Annotated in this window: 18 protein-coding genes and 1 tRNA gene; 12 read left to right on the top strand and 7 right to left on the bottom strand. The window is 66.5% G+C overall.

Annotation, left to right across the window (positions count from 1 at the left end):
• The first annotated feature begins 122 nt into the window (after window positions 1-122).
• The 6 genes from ABD655_RS02955 to ABD655_RS02930 all read left to right on the top strand — a co-directional run bounded on the left by ABD655_RS02955 (window position 123) and on the right by ABD655_RS02930 (window position 5,871).
• Window positions 123-1,913, top strand: coding sequence for an acyl-CoA dehydrogenase (locus ABD655_RS02955; RefSeq protein WP_344711548.1), 1,791 nt, complete (start codon window positions 123-125; stop codon window positions 1,911-1,913).
• A gap of 22 nt (window positions 1,914-1,935) precedes the next feature.
• Window positions 1,936-2,529, top strand: a complete 594-nt coding sequence (locus ABD655_RS02950; protein ID WP_344711547.1) for a QsdR family transcriptional regulator — start codon at window positions 1,936-1,938, stop codon at window positions 2,527-2,529.
• 81 nt (window positions 2,530-2,610) lie between these two features.
• Window positions 2,611-3,066: a MaoC family dehydratase gene (locus ABD655_RS02945; RefSeq protein ID WP_344711546.1), complete on the top strand. Its 456-nt coding sequence runs from the start codon at window positions 2,611-2,613 to the stop codon at window positions 3,064-3,066.
• Window positions 3,067-3,091: 25 nt separating this feature from the next.
• On the top strand, window positions 3,092-4,315 hold the full coding sequence (locus tag ABD655_RS02940) for an acetyl-CoA C-acetyltransferase (RefSeq protein ID WP_344711545.1): 1,224 nt from the start codon (window positions 3,092-3,094) through the stop codon (window positions 4,313-4,315).
• Complete coding sequence (locus tag ABD655_RS02935) at window positions 4,312-5,082, top strand: SDR family NAD(P)-dependent oxidoreductase (RefSeq protein ID WP_344711544.1); 771 nt, start codon at window positions 4,312-4,314, stop codon at window positions 5,080-5,082. The genes ABD655_RS02940 and ABD655_RS02935 overlap by 4 nt, the downstream gene beginning before the upstream one ends.
• A 27-nt stretch (window positions 5,083-5,109) precedes the next feature.
• Window positions 5,110-5,871 (top strand): SDR family NAD(P)-dependent oxidoreductase, encoded by a 762-nt coding sequence (locus tag ABD655_RS02930; protein ID WP_344711543.1) that lies wholly within the window; start codon window positions 5,110-5,112, stop codon window positions 5,869-5,871.
• A gap of 69 nt (window positions 5,872-5,940) precedes the next feature.
• Here the strand turns inward: ABD655_RS02930 and ABD655_RS02925 are convergent, their stop codons facing one another.
• The 3 genes from ABD655_RS02925 to ABD655_RS02915 form a co-directional block, all read right to left on the bottom strand.
• Window positions 5,941-6,891 carry an alpha/beta fold hydrolase gene (locus tag ABD655_RS02925; protein WP_344711542.1) on the bottom strand — a complete coding sequence of 317 codons (951 nt, stop codon included), beginning with the start codon at window positions 6,889-6,891 and terminating at the stop codon, window positions 5,941-5,943.
• A gap of 46 nt (window positions 6,892-6,937) precedes the next feature.
• Window positions 6,938-8,920, bottom strand: a complete 1,983-nt coding sequence (locus tag ABD655_RS02920; RefSeq protein WP_344711541.1) for an acetoacetate--CoA ligase — start codon at window positions 8,918-8,920, stop codon at window positions 6,938-6,940.
• A 73-nt stretch (window positions 8,921-8,993) separates the two neighbouring features.
• Entirely contained in the window at window positions 8,994-9,785 is a 792-nt protein-coding gene (locus tag ABD655_RS02915) for an IclR family transcriptional regulator (RefSeq protein WP_344711540.1), read from the bottom strand.
• 47 nt (window positions 9,786-9,832) lie between these two features.
• Here ABD655_RS02915 and ABD655_RS02910 point away from each other — a divergent pair, with 47 nt between their 5' ends.
• The 3 genes from ABD655_RS02910 to ABD655_RS02900 are packed head-to-tail and all read left to right on the top strand — an operon-like array spanning window position 9,833 to window position 12,951.
• Window positions 9,833-11,374, top strand: coding sequence for an FAD-dependent monooxygenase (locus ABD655_RS02910; protein WP_344711539.1), 1,542 nt, complete (start codon window positions 9,833-9,835; stop codon window positions 11,372-11,374).
• A complete protein-coding gene (locus ABD655_RS02905; protein WP_344711538.1) occupies window positions 11,302-12,063 on the top strand; it encodes a VOC family protein in 762 nt (253 codons plus the stop codon). The genes ABD655_RS02910 and ABD655_RS02905 overlap by 73 nt, the downstream gene beginning before the upstream one ends.
• A 3-nt stretch (window positions 12,064-12,066) precedes the next feature.
• Window positions 12,067-12,951 (top strand): fumarylacetoacetate hydrolase family protein, encoded by an 885-nt coding sequence (locus tag ABD655_RS02900; protein ID WP_344711537.1) that lies wholly within the window; start codon window positions 12,067-12,069, stop codon window positions 12,949-12,951.
• A 324-nt stretch (window positions 12,952-13,275) separates the two neighbouring features.
• On the opposite strand, the gene ABD655_RS02895 is transcribed toward ABD655_RS02900, so the two are convergent.
• Window positions 13,276-13,366: transfer RNA gene (locus ABD655_RS02895), tRNA-Ser, on the bottom strand.
• Window positions 13,367-13,476: 110 nt separating this feature from the next.
• Here ABD655_RS02895 and ABD655_RS02890 point away from each other — a divergent pair.
• From ABD655_RS02890 to radA, 3 genes are all read left to right on the top strand, one after another.
• Window positions 13,477-14,916, top strand: a complete 1,440-nt coding sequence (locus tag ABD655_RS02890) for an MFS transporter (RefSeq protein ID WP_344711536.1) — start codon at window positions 13,477-13,479, stop codon at window positions 14,914-14,916.
• Between the two features lie 4 nt (window positions 14,917-14,920).
• Window positions 14,921-15,871: an L-lactate dehydrogenase gene (locus ABD655_RS02885; protein WP_344711535.1), complete on the top strand. Its 951-nt coding sequence runs from the start codon at window positions 14,921-14,923 to the stop codon at window positions 15,869-15,871.
• A 98-nt stretch (window positions 15,872-15,969) separates the two neighbouring features.
• On the top strand, window positions 15,970-17,337 hold the full coding sequence (gene radA, locus ABD655_RS02880) for a DNA repair protein RadA (protein WP_344711534.1): 1,368 nt from the start codon (window positions 15,970-15,972) through the stop codon (window positions 17,335-17,337).
• A 190-nt stretch (window positions 17,338-17,527) separates the two neighbouring features.
• Here the strand turns inward: radA and ABD655_RS02875 are convergent, their stop codons facing one another.
• From ABD655_RS02875 to ABD655_RS02865, 3 genes are all read right to left on the bottom strand, one after another.
• A complete protein-coding gene (locus ABD655_RS02875) occupies window positions 17,528-17,959 on the bottom strand; it encodes a dehydrogenase (protein WP_344711533.1) in 432 nt (143 codons plus the stop codon).
• 81 nt (window positions 17,960-18,040) lie between these two features.
• Window positions 18,041-18,757 carry a FadR/GntR family transcriptional regulator gene (locus ABD655_RS02870; RefSeq protein WP_344711532.1) on the bottom strand — a complete coding sequence of 239 codons (717 nt, stop codon included), beginning with the start codon at window positions 18,755-18,757 and terminating at the stop codon, window positions 18,041-18,043.
• Between the two features lie 124 nt (window positions 18,758-18,881).
• On the bottom strand, window positions 18,882-19,661 hold the full coding sequence (locus ABD655_RS02865; protein ID WP_344711531.1) for a 3-oxoacyl-ACP reductase: 780 nt from the start codon (window positions 19,659-19,661) through the stop codon (window positions 18,882-18,884).
• Between the last annotated feature and the right edge of the window lie 45 nt (window positions 19,662-19,706).

Here is a 19,706-nt window from a genome sequence, read left to right as displayed (position 1 = left end):
CACGGAACATTCGACACGTGCCCAGCTGGAATGCGCCCGGAACCGATGAGTGGAATACCGGGCGCATCGTCTGCGAAAACGTTGCAGGCTGAAACTCGCTGAATCGAGACGAAGGAGTTCTCATGTCCAATGATCGCCTACTCGCTCGTCGGGATCTCGAGTTCATGTTGTACGAGTGGCTCAAAGTCGATCAGCTGGCCGCGCGAGAGCGTTTCCACGCCTACGACCGCGACATGTTCGACTCCGTCCTCGACCTCGCTGAACACTTGGGCACGGAAGTCTTCGCCCCAATCAATCGTCTGCTTGACGAGAACGAACCGCGTATGGGCCTGGACGGACGAGTTATCCAGCCGCCTGAACTGCTCACGGCACTCCGAGCATTTGGCGAGTCCGGCCTCATCGCGAGCACATTCGACGAGGAAATTGGAGGCGCGCAGCTTCCCTACGCCGTCCGTTCAGCGTGCATGACGTACCTGGCCGCCGGATCCCTCGCAACATACGCCTACCCGTTCCTCTCCGAAGCGAACGCACACCTTCTCGTCACTCACGGAACACCCGGACAGATTGCAACGTTTGCGATCCCAATCCTCGAAGGCAGATGGTTCGGCACGATGTGCCTGTCTGAGCAGCAGGCAGGCTCGTCTCTCGGCGACATCACGACGATTGCGGTTCCGCAGGAGGACGGGACACATCGCGTGTTCGGCTCGAAGATGTGGATCTCCGGTGGGGACCACGAACTCGCCGACAACATCGTTCACCTGGTGCTTGCGCGCACCCCTGGTGCGCCGGTTGGTCCGAGGGGACTGTCGCTGTTCATCGTGCCGCGTCATCTTCCGGACGGGTCCGGCGAACCGGGCGAACGGAACGACGTCACGCTCGTCGGCCTGAATCACAAGATGGGGTACCGAGGGACGACGAATACGCTGCTCGCGTTCGGAGACGGGGCGCACACGCCGGGCGCGCAGGCTGGAGCGGTGGGCTTCCTCGTCGGGGAGGTGGGCTCCGGGCTGCCGATCATGTTCGACATGATGAACGAGGCGCGCATCGGCGTGGGCGCCGGGGCTGTCGCAGTTGGTTACACCGGCTATCTCCACTCGCTGGCATATGCGCGCGAACGGCCGCAGGGTCGGCCTATGAACCTGAAGGATGCAAGCGCGCCCCAGGTTCCGATCATCGACCACCCCGACGTGCGGCGGATGCTCCTCGCGCAAAAGGCGTACGTGGAGGGCGGTCTCGCCCTCGTCCTCTTCTGCGCTCTACTCGTCGATGAGCAGCTCACGGCCTCCACGGATGACGCCGCCGCGGAAGCGACGTTACTCCTCGGCCTGCTCACGCCCATCGCGAAGTCGTGGCCGTCGCGGTGGTGTCTGACTGCGAACGACCTTGCGATCCAGGTGCACGGCGGATACGGGTACACCCGAGACTTCCCGGTGGAGCAGTTCTACCGGGACAACCGGCTGAACATGATCCACGAGGGCACCCACGGCATCCAGGCCGTCGATCTGATCGGTCGCAAGATCCTCAGGTCCTCGGACGGCCTTCGCTCGCTGTGGACGAGGATGGAGCGCTCGATCGCGGCGGCGACAGCCGTGGGCGGTGCGCCAGCGCGTCACGCCGCAGCGCTCGCGCATCACATCGCTGAGGTCAAGGCCGCGCTCGAGGACACCAGGGAGGTAGAGGCGCTGCTTGCGAATGCGACGAGTGGTCTCGAGGCGATCGGACATGTCGTTGTGGCCTGGTTGTGGCTCGAGCAGGAGTGTGTTGCCAGGTCTGGGACCGGTGCATTTTATGAGGGCAAGCGCAGTGCAGCGGAGTACTTCTTTGCGCACGAACTCCCGATTGTCACCCCGCTGCTCGACACCCTGCGGCGCCGGGACCGACTCTTCCTCGATCTCGACCCGAACTCGCTCTGACCTGGTCGGTAGGATGACGGCGATGACCGGCGACGATGCAGCGCATGTGAGCGGGGCTCCCAACGCTGGTCCTGCGGAAGCCTTCCGCATAGCTCGGCGCCGGTTCATGTCGGGTGAACGCATCGACATGCAAGATCTCGCGCGCGACCTGGGGGTCGATCGCAGCACATTGTTCCGCTGGGTCGGCAATCGTGACACCCTGCTGGTCAGCGTTCTGACATCTCTTACCGACCCCACTCTCGCAAGAATTGAGGCGTCGCTCGACGAAACAGGCGCCCGTCGGATCGCTCGTGCGGCCGGCGCATACGCCGAGGCGTTGCTCTCGGCGAGCTACTACCGCGTCTTCCTGCGGCGCGAGCCCGAGCGCGCCCTACGGCTCATCACGACGAAGGAATCTCACCTGCAGCAGCACGTCGTCAACCGCTTCGAGAAGATGATCACGCACGAGCGGGAAACCGGGCTGCTTCGGCACCCGCTCGACGCGCACGACCTCGCGTACCTCGTCGTGCGCGTGATCGAGTCGTTCGTCTACTCCGACTTGATCACCGGCGACGAGCCGAATGCCGAGAAAGTCGAGGCGGCGATCGCCGTCGTCGTGCGCGTCGATTCCGACTAGCGGATTCTGTCTTGATCCGTCGCGGAGGGACGTGTCACCGTTGCAACACATCACGATTCGTTGCATCGATGGAGGTGGCAGGTGGTGGAAGTGCTTTCAGGTGTCGACGGTGTCACCCGGGCGATCGGACGTCAGCTGGGGCCATCGCGCTGGCACAGGCTGACTCAGGCCACGATCACCGACTTCGCTGATGCCACCGGCGACCATCAGTGGATCCACGTGGACGAGATCCGTGCAAGAACCGGACCGTTCGGAACGACCATCGCGCACGGTTATCTCACGCTCTCGCTCGTTCCTAAGCTCCTCGACGAGCTCGTGCGGGTCGACGGCTTTGCAATGAGCATCAACTACGGCCTCAACCGGGTGCGTTTCCCGGCGGCGGTCCCGGTCGACTCGCGCATTCGCCTCTCGGCGACACTCGAGTCGCTGACCCCCGTGAGTCTCGGACATCAACTCGTGATTACGGGGACTGTGGAGATCCACGGACTCACCAAACCCGGGTGCGTGGTCGAGTCTGTCGTTCTCCTCGTTCCCTGACATTCGACCAGAAAAGAGGAAGACCATGCCCGAAGCAGTGATTGTCTCCGCCGCGCGCAGTCCGATCGGACGAGCCTACAAAGGCTCGCTGAGAGACATCCGCCCCGATGACCTGGCGGCGACGATCGTCCGCGCCGCGGTGGACAAGATCCCCGAGCTCGACCCGCGACAGATTGACGACCTGATCCTCGGATGCGGGCTGCCCGGTGGCGAGTCTGGAAACAACATGGGCCGGGTTGTCTCCGTCCTGAACGGGTGGGACTCTGTGCCCGGGACCACCGTGACGCGCTACTGCGCATCGTCGGTGCAGACAACCCGAATGGCCTTCCACGCGATCGCAGCGGGCGAAGGGGACATCTACATCTCCGCAGGCGTGGAGACCGTCTCGCGGTATACAAAAGGTACCTCGGACACCCTCCCGGACACGCTCAATCCGATCTTCGACGACGCCGTGGCCCGCACGTCGGCGACCGCAGCGCTCCCTCTCGGCACGGCGTGGCACGACCCGCGCGAATCGGGAGAGCTTCCCGACGTGTACATCTCCATGGGGCAGACCGCCGAGAACCTGGCATCAGCCAGGGGCCTTCACCGACGCGAGCTCGACGAGTTCGCTGTCCGCTCGCAGAACCTGACCGAACAGGCGATCGCAAGCGGATTCTGGGCGCGCGAGATCACGCCGGTGTCGACGCGGGACGGCGTTGTCGTCGCATCCGACGATGGTCCCAGGAGCGGGGTCACGTACGCGACGATGAGTCAGCTTGAACCGGTCTTCCGGGCCGACGGTGTCGTCACAGCCGGCAACTGCTGTGCGCTGAACGACGGTGCCGCAGCGGTCGTCATCATGTCGGACAGCAAGGCGGCCGAACTGGGAATCACCCCACTCGCGCGGATCGTCGCGACTGGCGTGTCGGGGCTGTCCCCCGAGATCATGGGCCTCGGCCCGGTTGACGCGACCCGTCGCGCGCTCGCCAACGCTCGCATGACGATCGATGACATCGACCTCGTCGAGATCAACGAGGCGTTCGCCGCCCAGGTAATCCCCTCTTACCAGGACCTCGGGATCGACATTGATCGTCTCAATGTCAACGGAGGCGCGATTGCCATCGGCCACCCCTTCGGCATGACCGGCGCACGCCTGCAGAACACGATGATCAACTCCCTGCAATGGCACGACCGGACCACTGGACTGATCACGATGTGCGTCGGTGGCGGAATGGGCATGGCACTCATCCTGGAGCGAGTGTCATGACTAGACGTCGGCTCGATGATCTGTTCCGCCTCGACGGCAAGGTGGCGATCGTCACCGGGGCATCCAGCGGTCTCGGGGTCGCGATCGCCGACGCGCTCGCCGAGGCCGGCGCCGATGTGGCATTGGGCGCGCGCCGCATGGCGGGCCTGCTCACCACGGCGCAGGCAGTCGAGGCGAGCGGGCGGGAGCCGCTCGCGGTGACGACGGATGTCGCAGACCCGTCGTCGTGCCAGGCGCTCGTGGATGCCGCGATGGAGCGGTTCGGACGTGTCGACGTCCTCGTGAACAACGCGGGGGTGGCCACGTCGGTACCCGCCACACGAGAAACCCCTGACCAGTTCCGCGCCGTCATCGATGTGAACCTCAACGGCAGCTACTGGATGGCGCAGGCCTGCGGGCGAGTCATGCTCCCTGGCTCGAGCATCGTCAACATCTCCTCAGTGCTCGGCATCACCACCGGCGGTCTGCCCCAGGCCGCGTACAGCTCGTCGAAGGCGGGCCTACTGGGGCTCACTCGGGACCTGGCGCAACAGTGGACCGGCCGAAAGGGCATCCGCGTCAACGCGATCGCCCCTGGATTCTTCGCGACGGAGATGACCGACCAGTACGACGACGGATACTTCGAGTCCGCACGACGGCGCCTGCTGATAGACCGAATGGGCGATCCACGCGAGCTCGCATCATCCGTCGTGTTCCTCGCCTCCGATGCCGCAAGCTACATCACCGGCCAGACTCTGGTCGTCGATGGCGGCACCACTATTACCTGACATCACAACATAGAAAGGGCTCCCCCCATGGCTCAGTTCAAGGGCCGCGTCGCGGTGATCACCGGCGGCGGGCGCGGGATCGGATTCGCCGTCGCGAACCGATTCGCCGAGGAAGGCGCATCGGTCGCGCTGATCGACATCGACGAGGATGCCGCGGCCGCAGCTGCTGCTCGGCTTCCGGGTGCGGTCCCTCACGTAGGGATCGGCGCAAATGTCTCCGTCACCGCCGACGTCGACGCCGCCGTCGCGCGCACCGTCGAGGAACTCGGAGGTGTGCACATCCTCATGAACAACGCCGGGGTCACGCGAGACAACCTGTTGTTCAAGATGACAGACGACGATTGGGACCTGGTGATGAACGTGCACCTCCGGGGCGCCTTTCTCTTCTCCCGCGCCGTTCAAGCGCACTTCGTGCGAGAGCGCTATGGCAAGATCATCAACGTCTCGTCGATCTCGGCGCTCGGCAACCGCGGCCAGGCGAACTACTCCGCGGCGAAGATGGGCATCCAGGGATTCACCCGCACGCTCGCGCTCGAGCTGGGTCCGTTCGGCGTGAATGTCAACGCCATCGCTCCCGGGTTCATCGCTACCGAAATGACCGACGCCACCGCCGTTCGGCTAGGCGTGCCGGTCGACGAGTTTCGACGCATGAACGCGGAGGCGACTCCCGTCCGACGCGTCGGGACCCCTGAAGACATCGCCGCAGTTGCCGCGTTCCTCGCATCAGATCAGTCGTCATACGTCACGGGCCAAACACTCTACGTCGACGGCGGCGCCTCGGTTCCCTGAGCCGTGCGTGTCAGCGACGGAAAAGGCGGCCGGGGGAGGAACCCCCCGGCCGCCTGTTCGCGCTGAGTATCAGCGAGTGAGCTGCGCCTCGGCGGGCAGGCTCGCTGCCCACTCTGTGAGCACAGCCACGTACCGCTCGGGGTCGAACATGTGCATCATGTGGAAGGCATCCGGGAGCAGTGTGTAGTCGACCCTGACGCCGGCAGACTCCATGAGCTCCCGCGCACGCTCAGCTTGCTCGTCGCTCAGGGCGCCCAGCAATTCACCCGTCTCCGGATCGACCATGTGCATGTGGTGCGTGATGAGGATGGGTGTCTTGACCTGGCTTAGCATCACCTCGTGGGGGCAGTTCACCGCAACCGTGCCCTCGATGAACGCGCGCCCCCATTCGGGGTCGTACTCCCGAAGGTTCTGCGGCGGCTCGTCCGCCTGCGGGAAGAGCTGCATCACTTTGGCCGGGGATGCTTTCGCTCCAGCGATGAATCCGGCCCAGTCTCCGATGCTCCACTGGTCGCCGAGGTGATCGCGGTAGAGCTCGAAAGCGGGGCCTGCGGCCTGACGCACCGAGTGCCCGATCGAGGGATTAACTTCGGATGCGAAGAAGGGAGCGTCCTCGCAGAGGGCCGCACGGATCTGACCGGGCATCGCGAACGCGGACAGCCACGCCGCCAGAACACCGCCTGAGGAATTGCCCGCGACAATCACGGGACGCCGGATGACGATTGAAATGAAGCGGACGAGGTCGTTCCCGAAGTTGTCGAGGCTGTAGCGCTTCGGTGTCCAGGTGCTTCGGCCCTGACCACGCATGTCCACGGCGAAGACATGGAACCGCTCAGCGAGGATCCCCATCGCCACCTCGTATCCCCACCAGGACCCGCTCTGCTCAGGGATGAGCAGGAGTGGAGGATTCTTGGGGGAGCCCGCCTCCGCGTAGTTCATCGTGATCTCACCGAGATTGACTTGCTTCTCTGGGAACGCGTGGGGGACGAAGATGTCGTCGGGTGCGTGCATGACAGGCATTTTGCTCTCCTTCGAGCGATAGGTGTTGGGTGTTTTGGGGTGATCCCTATTCGGCATCCCACTGCCGAGCGAGGGTCGTATAGAAGTCGATGAGTTCGGGCCGATCAATCGATCCGGGACTGCAGACGTCGTCGGCGAGCGCGCCTTGCAGGATGCGTTTGATGGGGACTTCGAGCTTCTTCCCCGTTTTCGTGTGGGGAAGCGCGTCGACGATGTGGAACTCGTCGGGAACGTGCCTGGGCGAGGCCTCGGCGCGCAACCGCTGGCGTAGCTCGTCTATCGTCGCCTGGTCGATTTCGTACCCGGGGCTCGCCACCAGGAACATCGGCATCCGGTATCCGCCGCCAGGTCGCTCCACTCCGACCACCAAGGCCTCGGCAATCGCGCGGTGTGACTCCACGACGGTGTAGAGATCGGCCGAGCCGATGCGCACGCCGTTGCGATTCAAAGTGGAGTCGGACCGGCCGTGAATCTCGAAACTGCCGTCGCTGGCGTGAGTCACCCAGTCGCCGTGTCGCCAGACTCCGTCATACCTCTGGAAATAGGCTTCTCGGTATCGGCGACCGTCGGCGTCGCCCCACAGCCCCAGGGGCATCGAGGGCATCGGCTGCGTAATCACTAGCTCGGCGACGCTGTCGCGCACCGCTTCACCATTCTCGTCGAACGCGGCGACCGCGACACCGAGTATGGGTCCGGGTATCCGGCCGGCCTCTGCGGAAAGCGAGGGGGCGCCACCGACGAACGAACTTGCGACGTCAGTTCCGCCGCTGCTGGAAACGACGGGGATGTCAGGAGACACCGCGTCCGACACCCATTGAGCCAGGTTCGGTGACATTGGCGCGCCGGTCACCGCAAGCATCCGGAGCGAGGAGAAGTCATGGGCGAGCCCGGGCTGAAGTCCTCGTGCGGCGCAAACCTGCAGGTGCCCGGGGCTGGTTCCGAACACGCGCACGCGCTCGTCCGCGACGATCTGCCAAAGGCGGTCCGCCGTCGGCTGGACAGGGCTGCCCTCATACGCCACCGCGGTGACGCCACTCAACAGCGCCCCCACCACGATATTCCACAGCATCCAGTTCGTCGTGGTGTACCAGAAGAACGCATCACCGGGGCCAAGATCCATCTGCAGACCGAACAACTCCACATGGGTGACGATGATCCCGGCGTGGCCGTGCACGATGCCCTTGGGCCTACCGGTCGTCCCAGAAGAGAAGAGCACCCACAGTGGATGCTCTGCGGAGACCTGCTCGGTGCGGAGGCAGATGCCGCCGACCGCCGCACGGTCATCGACCACCTCTGCCCAGCGCTCGACGCGAATATCGGTTGCCGGGGCGTCCGCAATCGTCGGTCGCGAGTCGACCACGATCAGAGCCTCGACACCGATCAGCGTGGCGAGCTCGGAGACTGCCTCGCGGCGATCGTGCGATCGGCCTCCGAACTCGTAGCCGGTCGAGGCGACGAGGACGCGAGGCGAGAGCTGGCTAAGCCTCTCGGCTGCGGCTTGGGCGCCGTAGTCGGGCGCGCAGCATGCCCAGGTCGCGCCAACCGCAGCCGATCCCAGGAACGCGACGATCGCCTCCTGTGCGTTGGGCAGGTACCCGGCCACTCGATCTCCGGGGCGAATGCCGAGTGTCCGAAGCAGATCCGCGAATACGGCGACGCTGTCTAGCAGCCCAGGCCAGGAGAGCTCGCGACGAGTGCCATCCTCCGCTAGCGACACGACCGCCGCGCCAGGCAGCTCGCGGTGGCGCGCGACCTGGTCGACATAGTTGAGCCTCGCGCCGGCGAACCACCGGGCGCCCGGCATTGAGTGCCGATCGACCACCTGCCGATACGGCGCGGACGAGACGACGGAAAAGAAGTCCCACACTCGAGCCCAGAACAATTCCGGTTCGGTCACAGACCACTCGTGCAGCTGCGCGTAAGTGCTGGCGTCGACGCCGTGGAATTCGGCGACCTGCGCAGCAAAGCGGCCGATCGATGTCGCCTCATCGAGGCAAGCATCATGATGCGGCGCCGCGCTGGATCCCATTCCGCCATCGTCGGCGCAGTCGTCCGCGGTTCGCATCCGCTATTCCGACCATCGGAACGACATTTCCTGGCGATCAGCCCGGGTCGGCGGCATCCATCGTGCGAGCGATCGCAAGCCCCACCGTTCGCAGCGCGACCCGATTTGCGGCGACTGAGCCTCCTGCCGCCGGAGCGACGAGCGAGATCGCACCCAACAGTCGCCCTCGCCGCGTGAGGATCGGTGCGGCAACAGTGGACATCGCCGCGGGCTGCGCCGCGGCAGGGTTGGCCCCCGTAATCTCACACACGCCCTCGGTGCGGACGGCCGCAAGCAGCTCGCGGAGTCGGGACGTGCGGCCGTCGACTTCGAGCCGGGCGAGAAACGAACCCCGGAGTGACTCCGGCGCGTGTGCGAGCAGCGCGACGCCGACTCCAGTCGTGTCGAGGGGCAGACGTCCACCGACACGGTATTTCACGGTCGTGGCGTCTCGAGCGGACAGGCGCTCCACGAGCACCGCCTCGTTGCCGTCGCGGACTGCGAGAAGGACGTGCTGCCCCGTGATCCGGTGCAAGTCCTCCATGAAGGGCAGAGCGGTGGCCCGTAGCCCGTAGCCTCGCGGGCCGAGGGATGCGATCTCCATCATCCGCAGTCCGATGACGAACTCGCCGTTGTCGAGTCGCTCGAGCGCTGCGAGGCTCACAAGTTGCGTGGCCAGACGGAACGTCGTCGTCTTCGGCAGGTCCGCACGAGCTGCAAGCTGCTGCAGCGTCAGCGATCGGGTCGGCGCATCCGCGAAGGCGTGCAGCAGTCGGAAAGCACGCTCCAGGACAGGCTCCCCCGACTTTGGGCGTCCCCCGGTCGGGCGAGAGGTTTGTGTTCCGCTCATCGGAATCGTTGGTGCGTCGGTGCTCCCATACCCCGAACGATAGCCCAATGAAAACTTCATACGACTACGCGGATGTGGTCGTCGTCGGAGCGGGCCCCGCAGGGCTCGCCGTCGCCGCCGAGCTGGCCTTCCACGGTCGACGCTGCGCCGTGATCGAACCACGCACGAAGATCAGTCACACCCGGCCGCGAGCGAAGACCACCAGCGTGCGCACGATGGAGCACTTCCGTCGGTGGGGCATCGCCGAGGACATCCGCCGCGCGGCCGCGCTCCCGTCGACGTGGTGTCGACGCGCGGTGTTCTGCGACACCGTCACAGGGGCGGTGATCACAGAGTTCGACGACATCTTCGGGCTCAGCGCTGCCGAGAATGGGCTCTCGGCCGAGTCAGGGCAGCAGATCGCCCAGCCAGTCGTAGAGCAGGTATTGCGCCGTCACGTGCGCGAAAGCGGATTCGCGGACCTGCGGCTCGGCGACGCAGTGGAAGAACTCGTCGAGCATCAGGACAGCGTCGAGCTCGTCGTGCGCCGGTTCGACGGCTCGACATATCGGATGCGGACTCGGTACGTGCTGGGCTGCGATGGTGCGAGGAGCACCGTCCGGGAGCAGATCGGTGTCGTGTTGGCGGGTTCGAGCGCGCCGGTTCCTAACCTGAATGTCGTCTTTCGTGCACCCGACCTTCACCCGCCGATGGGCGATGCCCTCCACTATTGGGTGTTGGGCACGGAGACGCCCGGCATCGTGGGCCCGCTCGACCGCAAGGATCTCTGGTGGGCATCGCTGAGCGGTGCAGGGGAATGCGACGATCCGCACCAGATCAGCCGACTGGTCGAGCAGCTGATCGGTCCCGCGGGAGCGGATGTCGCGGTCGACGTCCTGGCCACGGACCCGTGGACACCTCGGATGCTGATCGCCGATCGATTCGCGACTGACCGCATCTTCCTCGTCGGCGAGAGCGCCCACGTGAACCCGCCGCTAGGCGGACACGGGTTCAACACGAGCATCGGGGATGCGGTGAACATCGGGTGGAAGCTGGCAGCTGTTCTGGACGGCTGGGCCGATCCGTCGCTTCTCGCCACCTACGAAACGGAGCGCCGAGGGATCGCAGCCGCCACCATCGCATCCGCCGCGCGCAACCTCGCGGCGACCGGCCCCGCCTTGACGTCTGAGGCGGACATGATCCAGGCGACGAAGTTCGAGGAGTTCCACTCACTCGGGCTGGTGCTTGGTTACACCTATGACACCAACCACCCCATCGATGTCACCGCGTATCGACCGTCGACTCAGGTCGGCGCGCGTCTCCCCCACCGATGGGTCAGACCCGGTCATTCCATCTTCGACGACCTCGGGCCCTCGCTGTCCCTGCTGCACCCGCGCGATGCCGATGCGGTGCTTCTTGCCGAAACGACCGCCCGCTTCGAGTCGTGCGGCGTGCCGCTCGTGATGATCGTGGTCGACTCCGACCAGGTCGACACCGAGGCGCCCTTTCTGCTGATCCGCCCGGATCAGCACATCGCATGGCGCGGAAACGACCCGCGCGATGCCGATCCCGCCATCATCACCTCATCGAAGAAGAGAGCAGCAGCATGACCATCGATCACAGTCAGTACTTCCTGACAGCCAGACCCCGACCAATCCGCCCGCCAAAGCTCCACCACGCCACGTTCATGACCATGGATGTTGACGCGATGGTCGCCTTCTACGAACTCGTCGCCGGTCTGCAACCGGTGTACTACTCGCAGCACGCGGCGTGGCTGACCAACGACGATGCCAACCACCGCATCGCGCTGCTGAGGATTCCCGGAGTGCACCCACCTGTCGACAAGCCGCATAGCGCCGGCTTGCATCACACGGCTTTCGAGTACGACAGCTTCGACGGATGGATCGACAACTACGAGCGGCTTCGCGATGCGGGTGTCGCGCCCACTGTGTGTGTTGACCATGGCATGACCATCTCGATGTACTACCAGGATCCCGACGGCAATGGTGTCGAGATCCAAGTGGATGCCTTCAATGACTGGGCCATGTCAAAGGAGTGGATGTGGGCCTCCCAGGAGTTCGCGGAGGACCAGATCGGACCGCAATTCGATCCCGAAAAGGTGCTCACCGCCTATCGGGCGGGAGCGACCGCCCAGGAGATCCACGAACGCGCGCGCAATGGTGAGTTCCTCCCCGAGCATCCGCGGCAGGGTATGTGGTTCGATGACCCGTGGCCGGGTCGGATCGCCATCGAACCCGGCCTGGCTGCTGGTGTGCTCCTGCCCGGCACGGAGGGCTGAGGCATGAGGATCGCGAATCTGTCGGGTCGAGCGGTACTCATCCACCAAGGGCACGCCGTTGACATCGCCGGCGCTAGCAGCGGGCGGTTTGGTCCTGCGCCTCGCGCGATCTTCGACGCGTGGGACGAATTCACACACTGGTCGGCAAGCACCGAGCTCCCCGTAGGCGATGAGTTCGACCCTGCCGCGCTGGGACCACCAATCCCCGACCCCCGACAAATCTTCGCGATCGGGTTGAACTACCGCGATCACGCCGACGAGGCCGGGCTCGCGTACCCGGAGCACATCGTCGTGTTCACCAAGTTCGCTTCGTCGCTCGCCGGCCCCGAGGCGAAGGTGACGCTCCCGAGCGCATTCGTCGACTTCGAGACGGAACTCGTCGTCGTAGTCGGCAGCGAATCGCATCGCCTCCGCTCCCTCGAGGACGCGCGGCTAGCGATCGCAGGTTACGCGGTCGGGCAGGACTATAGCGAGCGCGCCGTGCAGTTGCGCGGACCCGTGCCGCAGTTCAGCCTGGGCAAGTCATACCCGGCGTTCGCACCGTTCGGACCCGCCGTCGTTACCCGCGACGAACTCGGCGATCCGGACTCGCTCCGCATCACCGCCCGCATCACGGGACCCACCGCTGAGGCACAGGGTGCGTCTCCCTTCACATTGCAAGACGGATCCACGGCCGACCTCATCTTCTCGGTGGAGCAGGTCATCCACGATCTCTCGCAAGTGGTGACGCTGTATCCCGGCGACCTCATCTTCACTGGTACGCCGGCAGGTGTAGGCGGAACTCGCGGGATCTTCCTGCAGCCCGGCGATCGCCTGATAAGTACGATCGACGGCATCGGCTCGCTGGACAACCGCTTCATTGATGGCGCGGGTCCTGACTCGCGGTAGCCCGAACGAACGGTGCAGGGCGCCCCGTCCGTTCGTGGCGTGGCGGCCCTCGAACCTGTCATGGCCCGACCTTCGGTGGGCAGCGTGCCCACGCGAAATGATGTGGGCAAACGGGTGGGCACGGGCGACTCCGGCAGCTGGAAAGCTCGTCCTCGTTCGGTCTCGTTCCTGCTCGATCACTCTCGATCCAATTCCTCCCAGAGCATGTGGCGCCCGAGGAAACCCCTGATCAGGTCGTGCCCACAATTCAGAAGGAACGAGAAGGAACCAAAAGTAATGAGCCGGATCGAAACCTACTGAAAAGGAATTCGATCCGGCCCAAAGTGGCGGTGACGGTGGGATTTGAACCCACGGTAGGGGGTTACCCTACACAACTTTTCGAGAGTTGTACCTTCGGCCGCTCGGACACGTCACCGCCGATGAGTTTACGTCACGGCGCGCCGAGCCGCCAATCGACAGAACCGGGCTCCGTGACGACCGCACCGACCCGCCCGGACGCCCTCGCTCAGGACTAAGTTGGGCGGGGTGAGCCTCACCTTGGACGCGCAGCAGCGCCTGGTCGTCTGGATCGCAGCGCTCGCATCATTCGTGGCCTTCCTCGACGGCACAGTTGTGAACGTCGCGCTTCCCGCCATCAGTCGCGAACTCGGCGGCGGCCTCGTCACGCAGCAGTGGACGGTCGATGCGTACCTGATCACCCTCAGCGCGCTGATCCTGCTGGCCGGCTCGGCGAGTGACGCATTCGGCCGCGTCCTGGTGATGAGGATCGGCCTCATCGGCTTCGGCATCGCCTCCATCGCGATCGCGGCAGCACCCGATCCTCTCTTCCTGATCATCGCGCGCGCCGCGCAGGGAGCAGCCGGCGCGTTTCTGGTGCCGAGCTCGCTCGCCCTGATCACCTCCACGATCCGCGGCCCGCTGCAGGGCAAAGCGATCGGACTCTGGACGGCGCTGACGACCAGCGCGATGATCGCCGGTCCTCTCATCGGCGGTCTGTTCGTCGACCTCCTCTCATGGCGCTTCGTGTTCCTCATCAACGCCGTGCCGATCGCCATCACCCTCTGGCTGCTCACGCGCCTGAAGGCGCGCGACGTTCGCAAGCCCGGCACGCGGATCGACTGGCTCGGTGGCGCGATGTGCACGTTCGGCCTGGGCGCGGCCGTGTACGCGCTGATCGAACAGCCCAACTTCGGGTGGGCGGCCCCGGGAATCTGGATCCCCCTGACGGCCGGCATCCTGCTGTTCGCAGGGTTCCTGGTGCGCCAGCACACGGCGGCCGCCCCGATTCTGCCTCTCGGCCTGTTCAAGATCCGAAACTTCTGGACCGGCAACGTCGCGACCTTCTTCGTCTACGGCGCCCTGTCGCTCAACGGCTTCGTCGTCGCCGTCTACCTTCAGCAGGGCGCGGGGCTCCCCGCAACGCTCGCGGGGCTCGCGAGCATCCCGACCACGATCCTGATGATCGTGCTCAGCTCGAGGATGGGAGCCCTGGCCGGCAAGTGGGGGCCGCGCCTGTTCATGACCGTGGGACCCATCCTGATGGCGCTCGGCGCCCTCCTGCTGCTGACCGTGAACGAGGACTTCGACTATTGGACCCAGGTCCTTCCGAGCATGATCGTGTTCGGACTCGGCCTCGCCACGACCGTCTCGCCGCTCACCGCGGCAATCCTGGGCGCGGTCGACAGCGCCCGGTCGGGCATCGCGTCGGCGGTCAACAATGCCGTCGCCCGGGTCGCCGGCCTGCTCGTGATCGCGATGCTCGCCGCGATCGTGGGCGGATCACTCGATCTCGCCGGCTTCCACCGCGCCGCGATCGTGACCGCCGTCTTCATGGCGATCGGCGGCGTCGTCTCGTTCATCGGGATCCGCAACGGGATGCCGCAACCCGGCGACGACACGCCCGCCCAGACCCCGGCGGCTGACCCCGGTCCTATCGTGCCCGGCATCCGTCGCCCGTCGGACTGAACGCATGACCGTCATCGAGAACTCGAAACTCACCGTGGTCGGCGCCGGCAGCGTGGGCTCCAGCACCGCGTACGCCGCGCTGATCCGGGGTTCCGCGAGACACGTCGCGCTGTACGACATCGCCACGGCGAAGGTGGAGGCCGAGGTCCTCGATCTCGCCCACGGCACGCAGTTCACCGGCTCGAGCGACATCGTCGGCGGCAGCGACATCTCCGTCGTCGAGGGCTCGCATGTCGTGGTGATCACGGCGGGCGCGAAGCAGAACCCCGGGCAGACGCGGATCGAGCTCGCGGGCGTGAATGCCGGCATCCTCAAGACGATGCTGCCGCAGCTGCTGGAAGCGGCACCGCACGCGATCTACGTCATCGTGACCAACCCGTGCGATGTGCTCACGGTGCTGGCGCGGGAGGACACCGGGCTTCCGCCCGAGCGGATCTTCGCCTCGGGCACGGTGCTGGACACCTCGCGCCTGCGGTGGAAGCTCGGCGAGCGCGCGGGGGTTTCCACCTCGAGCGTGCACGCGTACATCGTGGGCGAACATGGCGATACGGAGTTCCCGCTGTGGTCGAAAGCGACGATCGGCACCGTCCCGATCCTCGAATGGGAGACCGATGGCCACCCGCGGATGACCCCGGACGAACTGGACGCCATCGCCGTGGACGTGCGGGATGCCGCATACAAAGTGATCCTGGGCAAGGGCGCGACCAACTACGCGATCGGGCTCTCGAGTGCGCGGATCGTCGAGGCGATCCTCCGCGACGAGCACGCGGTGATGCCGGTGAGCACCGTCCTGCACGACTACCACGGGATCGACGGCGTGGCCCTGTCGGTTCCCTCGGTCGTCAGCGCCTCCGGCGCGGTGCCCATCCGGGAGACCCCGTTCTCGGCGAGCGAGCTGGGGCTGCTGCGCCGTTCGGCTGACGCCATTCGCGAGGTCGCCGCCTCCCTCCGCTGAGCGCGGCACCGTCCGCGTGTCATGGCAGTGACGACGGGATGCCGCGGACCGGCGGGCCGCGGCATCCGACTGTCTGATGCCGCGCCTACCCTGGGAGCATGGCCACCCGACGCACGACCGCGACCGCGCCGTATCGGTGCACCGAGTGCGGCTGGACCGCGCTGAAGTGGGTCGGTCGGTGCGGTGAGTGCCAGCAGTGGGGGACGGTGGTCGAAGCATCCGAGCCGACCGGCCTGAACCGTTCCGTCGCCGCCGTCTCGCCCGGGACCGATCGGATGGCCCGCCCCATCACGGCGATCGACTCACGCGACACCCCACGCCGGACGACCGGCGTCGGCGAGTTCGATCGAGTGCTCGGCGGCGGGATCGTGCCCGGCGCGGCGATTCTGCTGTCCGGCGAGCCCGGGGTGGGCAAGTCGACCCTGCTGCTCGAGGTCGCCGCCGCCAGCGCACGCGCCGGACGACGCGTGCTCTACGCGAGCGCCGAAGAATCGACCGGTCAGGTGCGACTCCGCGCCGAACGCACGGGGGCGCTGCACGACGAGCTGTATCTCGCGGCCGAGACCGATCTCGCGACGATCCTCGGCCACATCGACCAGGTTCAGCCCGAGTTGCTGATCGTCGACTCGGTGCAGACGGTGTCTTCGTCACTGTCCGAGGGCATGGCCGGGCACCCCAGCCAGGTGCGCGAGGTCGCCTCCACCCTCATTCGCGTCGCGAAGGAGCGTGGGCTGCCCGTCGTCCTCGTCGGTCACGTGACCAAGGACGGCTCGATCGCCGGGCCCCGGATCCTGGAGCACCTGGTCGACGTGGTGTGCCAGTTCGAGGGTGACCGGCAGACGTCGCTGCGCTTCGTGCGCGCGCTGAAGAATCGCTTCGGGCCGACGGACGAGGTCGGATGCTTCGACATGACGGGTGCGGGAATCGCCGAGGTCGCCGACCCCAGCGCCCTGTTCCTCGGCCACGGCAGCCCGGAACCGGGAACCTGCGTGGCGATCGCCCTCGAAGGACGGCGCGCGTTGCCGGTCGAGGTGCAGGCGCTCACGATCCAAACCTCGGCTCCGAACCCGCGACGCATCGTCAACGGCGTCGACAGCGCGCGCGTGGCGATGGTGCTGGCGGTGCTCGAGAAGAAGGCCAAGATCGTCACCTCCAACCTCGACGTGTACGTCTCGACCGTCGGCGGTGTGCGATTCACCGAACCGGCCGCGGACCTCGCCATCGCCATCGCGGTCGCCGGCTCAGTGCGGAACGAGTCGGTGCCGAAGACGCTCGCCGCGATCGGCGAGCTGAGCCTCGCGGGTGAGATCCGCCCGGTGACGCAGACCGCACAGCGGCGCAGCGAGGCCGCGCGCCTCGGCTACAGCGAGTTCATCGACAACCGCTCGCGCACCCTGCGAGGGGCGCTTGACGACGTGCGTGCGCGTTCGCGATCCCTTCCCGGCGCGGACGTGCCGGACTTCTAGCGCCGGCCCCGCACCGCGCTGCGACCACCCGGTGTCTGCGGATGGCTGCCGCGCTGCTGACTCTGCATGCGGGCCAACGCGATGGGGATCACAAGGCCCGCGGTACACACGACTCCGACGATCAGGAACTCCATCGCCTGAGCATGCCAGGCCGCGTCGCCGAAGTCGAGGCGGACGACGGCGAGCCGCTTCAGGCGTCGAGCGCGGTGATGAGCGCCGCCGGGCTCGCCTGCATCGGATGCGGTCCGGCGATGTCGAAGAAGACGGTGGTGATGGTCTCCTCGTGCAGTCCCAGGAACGCACGCAACCAGCCCGGGCTGTTGAGCGCGACCTTGGCGGGGAGGGATGCCGGCTTGTTCGCAGCGTCACTGAACAGCAGCAGCGCGACCTGGCCGGTCTTCGGGTCGCGGTAGGTCCACACCTCGTCGGCACCAGACGCGTCGGGCGTCGACTCGTCGGCCGCAGCATCCGCCGCAATGAGGGGTACGACGGTCGGCCCGTGCCGCAGCGCGAACGCGACCGCCGCCAGATCCTGCGTCTGAAGCGCATCGCTGAGCGCCGTGTTGCGGAACTCAGGGAGTTCGTCGCCCTCGGCGGCGTCGGTCTGGTCTGCTGATGCCATCGCTCCACGCTACCGAACGCTTTCCGTCCCGTCGCTCGCGTCGACCGGTCGTCGCGCGGAACACAGCCGGAAAGCTCCGGTTCAGGCGAGGAAGCCGCGCAGCAGTGCCTCGGACCCGGCCAGGTGTTCCAGGATCGCCGCCTCCGCGGCATCCGCTCGTCCGGTGAGGATCGCGGTCACGATGCGCTCGTGCTGAGCGTTGGAGTGCTCGATGTTGCGCGGCAGCAGCGGGAACGTGTCGAGCCAGGCGTTCACGCGCGCACGGTTCTCGGCCGCGAGGGCGACGAGTGAGGGGATGCCCGCGACCTCCGCGATCGTGAGGTGCAGCAGGGTGTCCAGGCGGCGGTACTCCGCCGTGTCGGCCGCGGTGGCAGCCTCATAGCGGGCCCACAGCTCGGCGCGGGCCTCGGGTGTCAGGGTGCGCCCCGCCGCCGTCCTCGCGGCGCCCGCCTCGAGCACGCGTCGAAGACCCAGAACGTCCTCGAGCTCGTCGAGCGGCACGACGCCGGGGTGCGGCGCCTGCGGCAGCGGATCGGCGACGAAGGTCCCGCCGTAACGACCCCGGCGACGGACGAGGTACCCGGTGTCGGCCAGCTCTCGGATCGCCTCCCGCACCGTGTCGCGGCTGACCTCGTACCGGCTCGCGAGCTCGCGCTCGGGCGGCAGCGACTCCCCCGGCGCGACCACGCCCAGGCGGACGGTCTGCACGAGCCGCGCGACGGTGTCTTCCAGCGCGTTCCCTGCTCGCAGGGGTCGGTAGACGGCCCGGCGCACCTCCCGCAGCGGTGTTTCGGTCATCGTGAGCCCCCCGTCCGCGCACCGTCGTGTGCACAACTCCGCGAATCCGCGCGCGCGGCGACGAAAACGGGGTCGATCCCCGGCATCCGTCGCCGATTTGGCGAAGTTGTGCACATGCCCGCGCCTAGAGGGGGGTCACGTAGGCGTTGGTGATGCCACCGTCGACCACGAAAGCGGTCGCGGTCATGAACGACGCGTCGTCCGAGGCGAGGAAGGCGACCGCGGCGGCCAGCTCCTCGGGCTCGGCGAACCGGCCCATCGGCACGTGGACGAGGCGACGCTGGGCCCGCTCGGGATCCTTGGCGAACAGCTCCTGCAGCAGCGGCGTGTTGACCGGGCCCGGGCACAGCGCGTTCACGCGGATGCCTTGGCGCGCGAACTGAACCCCGAGTTCGCGGGTCATCGCGAGCACCCCGCCCTTGGACGCGGTGTACGAGATCTGCGAAGTCGCCGAGCCCAGCAACGCCACGAACGAGGCGGTGTTGATGATCGAGCCTCTGCCCGCCGGCACCATGTGACGCAGCGCCGCCCTCGAGCACAGGTAGACGCTCTTGAGGTTGACGTCCTGCACGCGATCCCACGCCGGCAGCTCGGTGGTCTCAATCGAATCGTCGTCCGCGGGCGAGATGCCGGCGTTGTTGAACGCGATGTCGAGGCGCCCGAACTCGGCGGCAACCCCATCGAAGAGCGCGTTCACCTGCGTCTCGTCGGCGACATCGACACGACGGAAGACACCGCCGACCTCGGATGCCGCCGCCTCCCCCGTCGCGGGATCGACGTCGGCGATCACGACGAACGCGCCTTCGGCCGCGAAGCGACGGGCGGTCGCGAGTCCGATCCCGCTCGCGCCGCCGGTGATGACGGCGACGCGGTCCTTCAGTCGCTGGGTGAGATCGACGGTCATTGCGCTGCTCCCGAGTGGGTGAGGTCCCGAAAAGGCGGCGGAAAG

It is taken from the genome of Microbacterium terregens, from assembly GCF_039534975.1.
In the GTDB taxonomy this organism is placed as follows: Bacteria; Actinomycetota; Actinomycetes; order Actinomycetales; family Microbacteriaceae; genus Microbacterium; species Microbacterium terregens.
Note: the sequence above shows the minus strand (reverse complement) of the source record. Positions and strands in the feature narration are given on the sequence as shown.

Bases quoted from the DNA above. Each gene is read 5' to 3' on its own strand.
- ABD655_RS02865 (WP_344711531.1), bottom strand. From the start codon at position 19,661: ATGACCGTCGATCTCACCCAGCGACTGAAGGACCGCGTCGCCGTCATC.
- ABD655_RS02930 (WP_344711543.1), top strand. From the start codon at position 5,110: ATGGCTCAGTTCAAGGGCCGCGTCGCGGTGATCACCGGCGGCGGGCGC.
- ABD655_RS02885 (WP_344711535.1), top strand. From the start codon at position 14,921: ATGACCGTCATCGAGAACTCGAAACTCACCGTGGTCGGCGCCGGCAGC.
- ABD655_RS02940 (WP_344711545.1), top strand. From the start codon at position 3,092: ATGCCCGAAGCAGTGATTGTCTCCGCCGCGCGCAGTCCGATCGGACGA.
- ABD655_RS02875 (WP_344711533.1), bottom strand. From the start codon at position 17,959: ATGGCATCAGCAGACCAGACCGACGCCGCCGAGGGCGACGAACTCCCT.
- ABD655_RS02925 (WP_344711542.1), bottom strand. From the start codon at position 6,891: ATGCCTGTCATGCACGCACCCGACGACATCTTCGTCCCCCACGCGTTC.
- ABD655_RS02955 (WP_344711548.1), top strand. From the start codon at position 123: ATGTCCAATGATCGCCTACTCGCTCGTCGGGATCTCGAGTTCATGTTG.
- ABD655_RS02950 (WP_344711547.1), top strand. From the start codon at position 1,936: ATGACCGGCGACGATGCAGCGCATGTGAGCGGGGCTCCCAACGCTGGT.
- ABD655_RS02900 (WP_344711537.1), top strand. From the start codon at position 12,067: ATGAGGATCGCGAATCTGTCGGGTCGAGCGGTACTCATCCACCAAGGG.
- ABD655_RS02910 (WP_344711539.1), top strand. From the start codon at position 9,833: ATGAAAACTTCATACGACTACGCGGATGTGGTCGTCGTCGGAGCGGGC.
- ABD655_RS02915 (WP_344711540.1), bottom strand. From the start codon at position 9,785: ATGAGCGGAACACAAACCTCTCGCCCGACCGGGGGACGCCCAAAGTCG.
- ABD655_RS02870 (WP_344711532.1), bottom strand. From the start codon at position 18,757: ATGACCGAAACACCGCTGCGGGAGGTGCGCCGGGCCGTCTACCGACCC.
- ABD655_RS02935 (WP_344711544.1), top strand. From the start codon at position 4,312: ATGACTAGACGTCGGCTCGATGATCTGTTCCGCCTCGACGGCAAGGTG.
- ABD655_RS02905 (WP_344711538.1), top strand. From the start codon at position 11,302: ATGGCGCGGAAACGACCCGCGCGATGCCGATCCCGCCATCATCACCTC.
- radA (WP_344711534.1), top strand. From the start codon at position 15,970: ATGGCCACCCGACGCACGACCGCGACCGCGCCGTATCGGTGCACCGAG.
- ABD655_RS02920 (WP_344711541.1), bottom strand. From the start codon at position 8,920: ATGGGATCCAGCGCGGCGCCGCATCATGATGCTTGCCTCGATGAGGCG.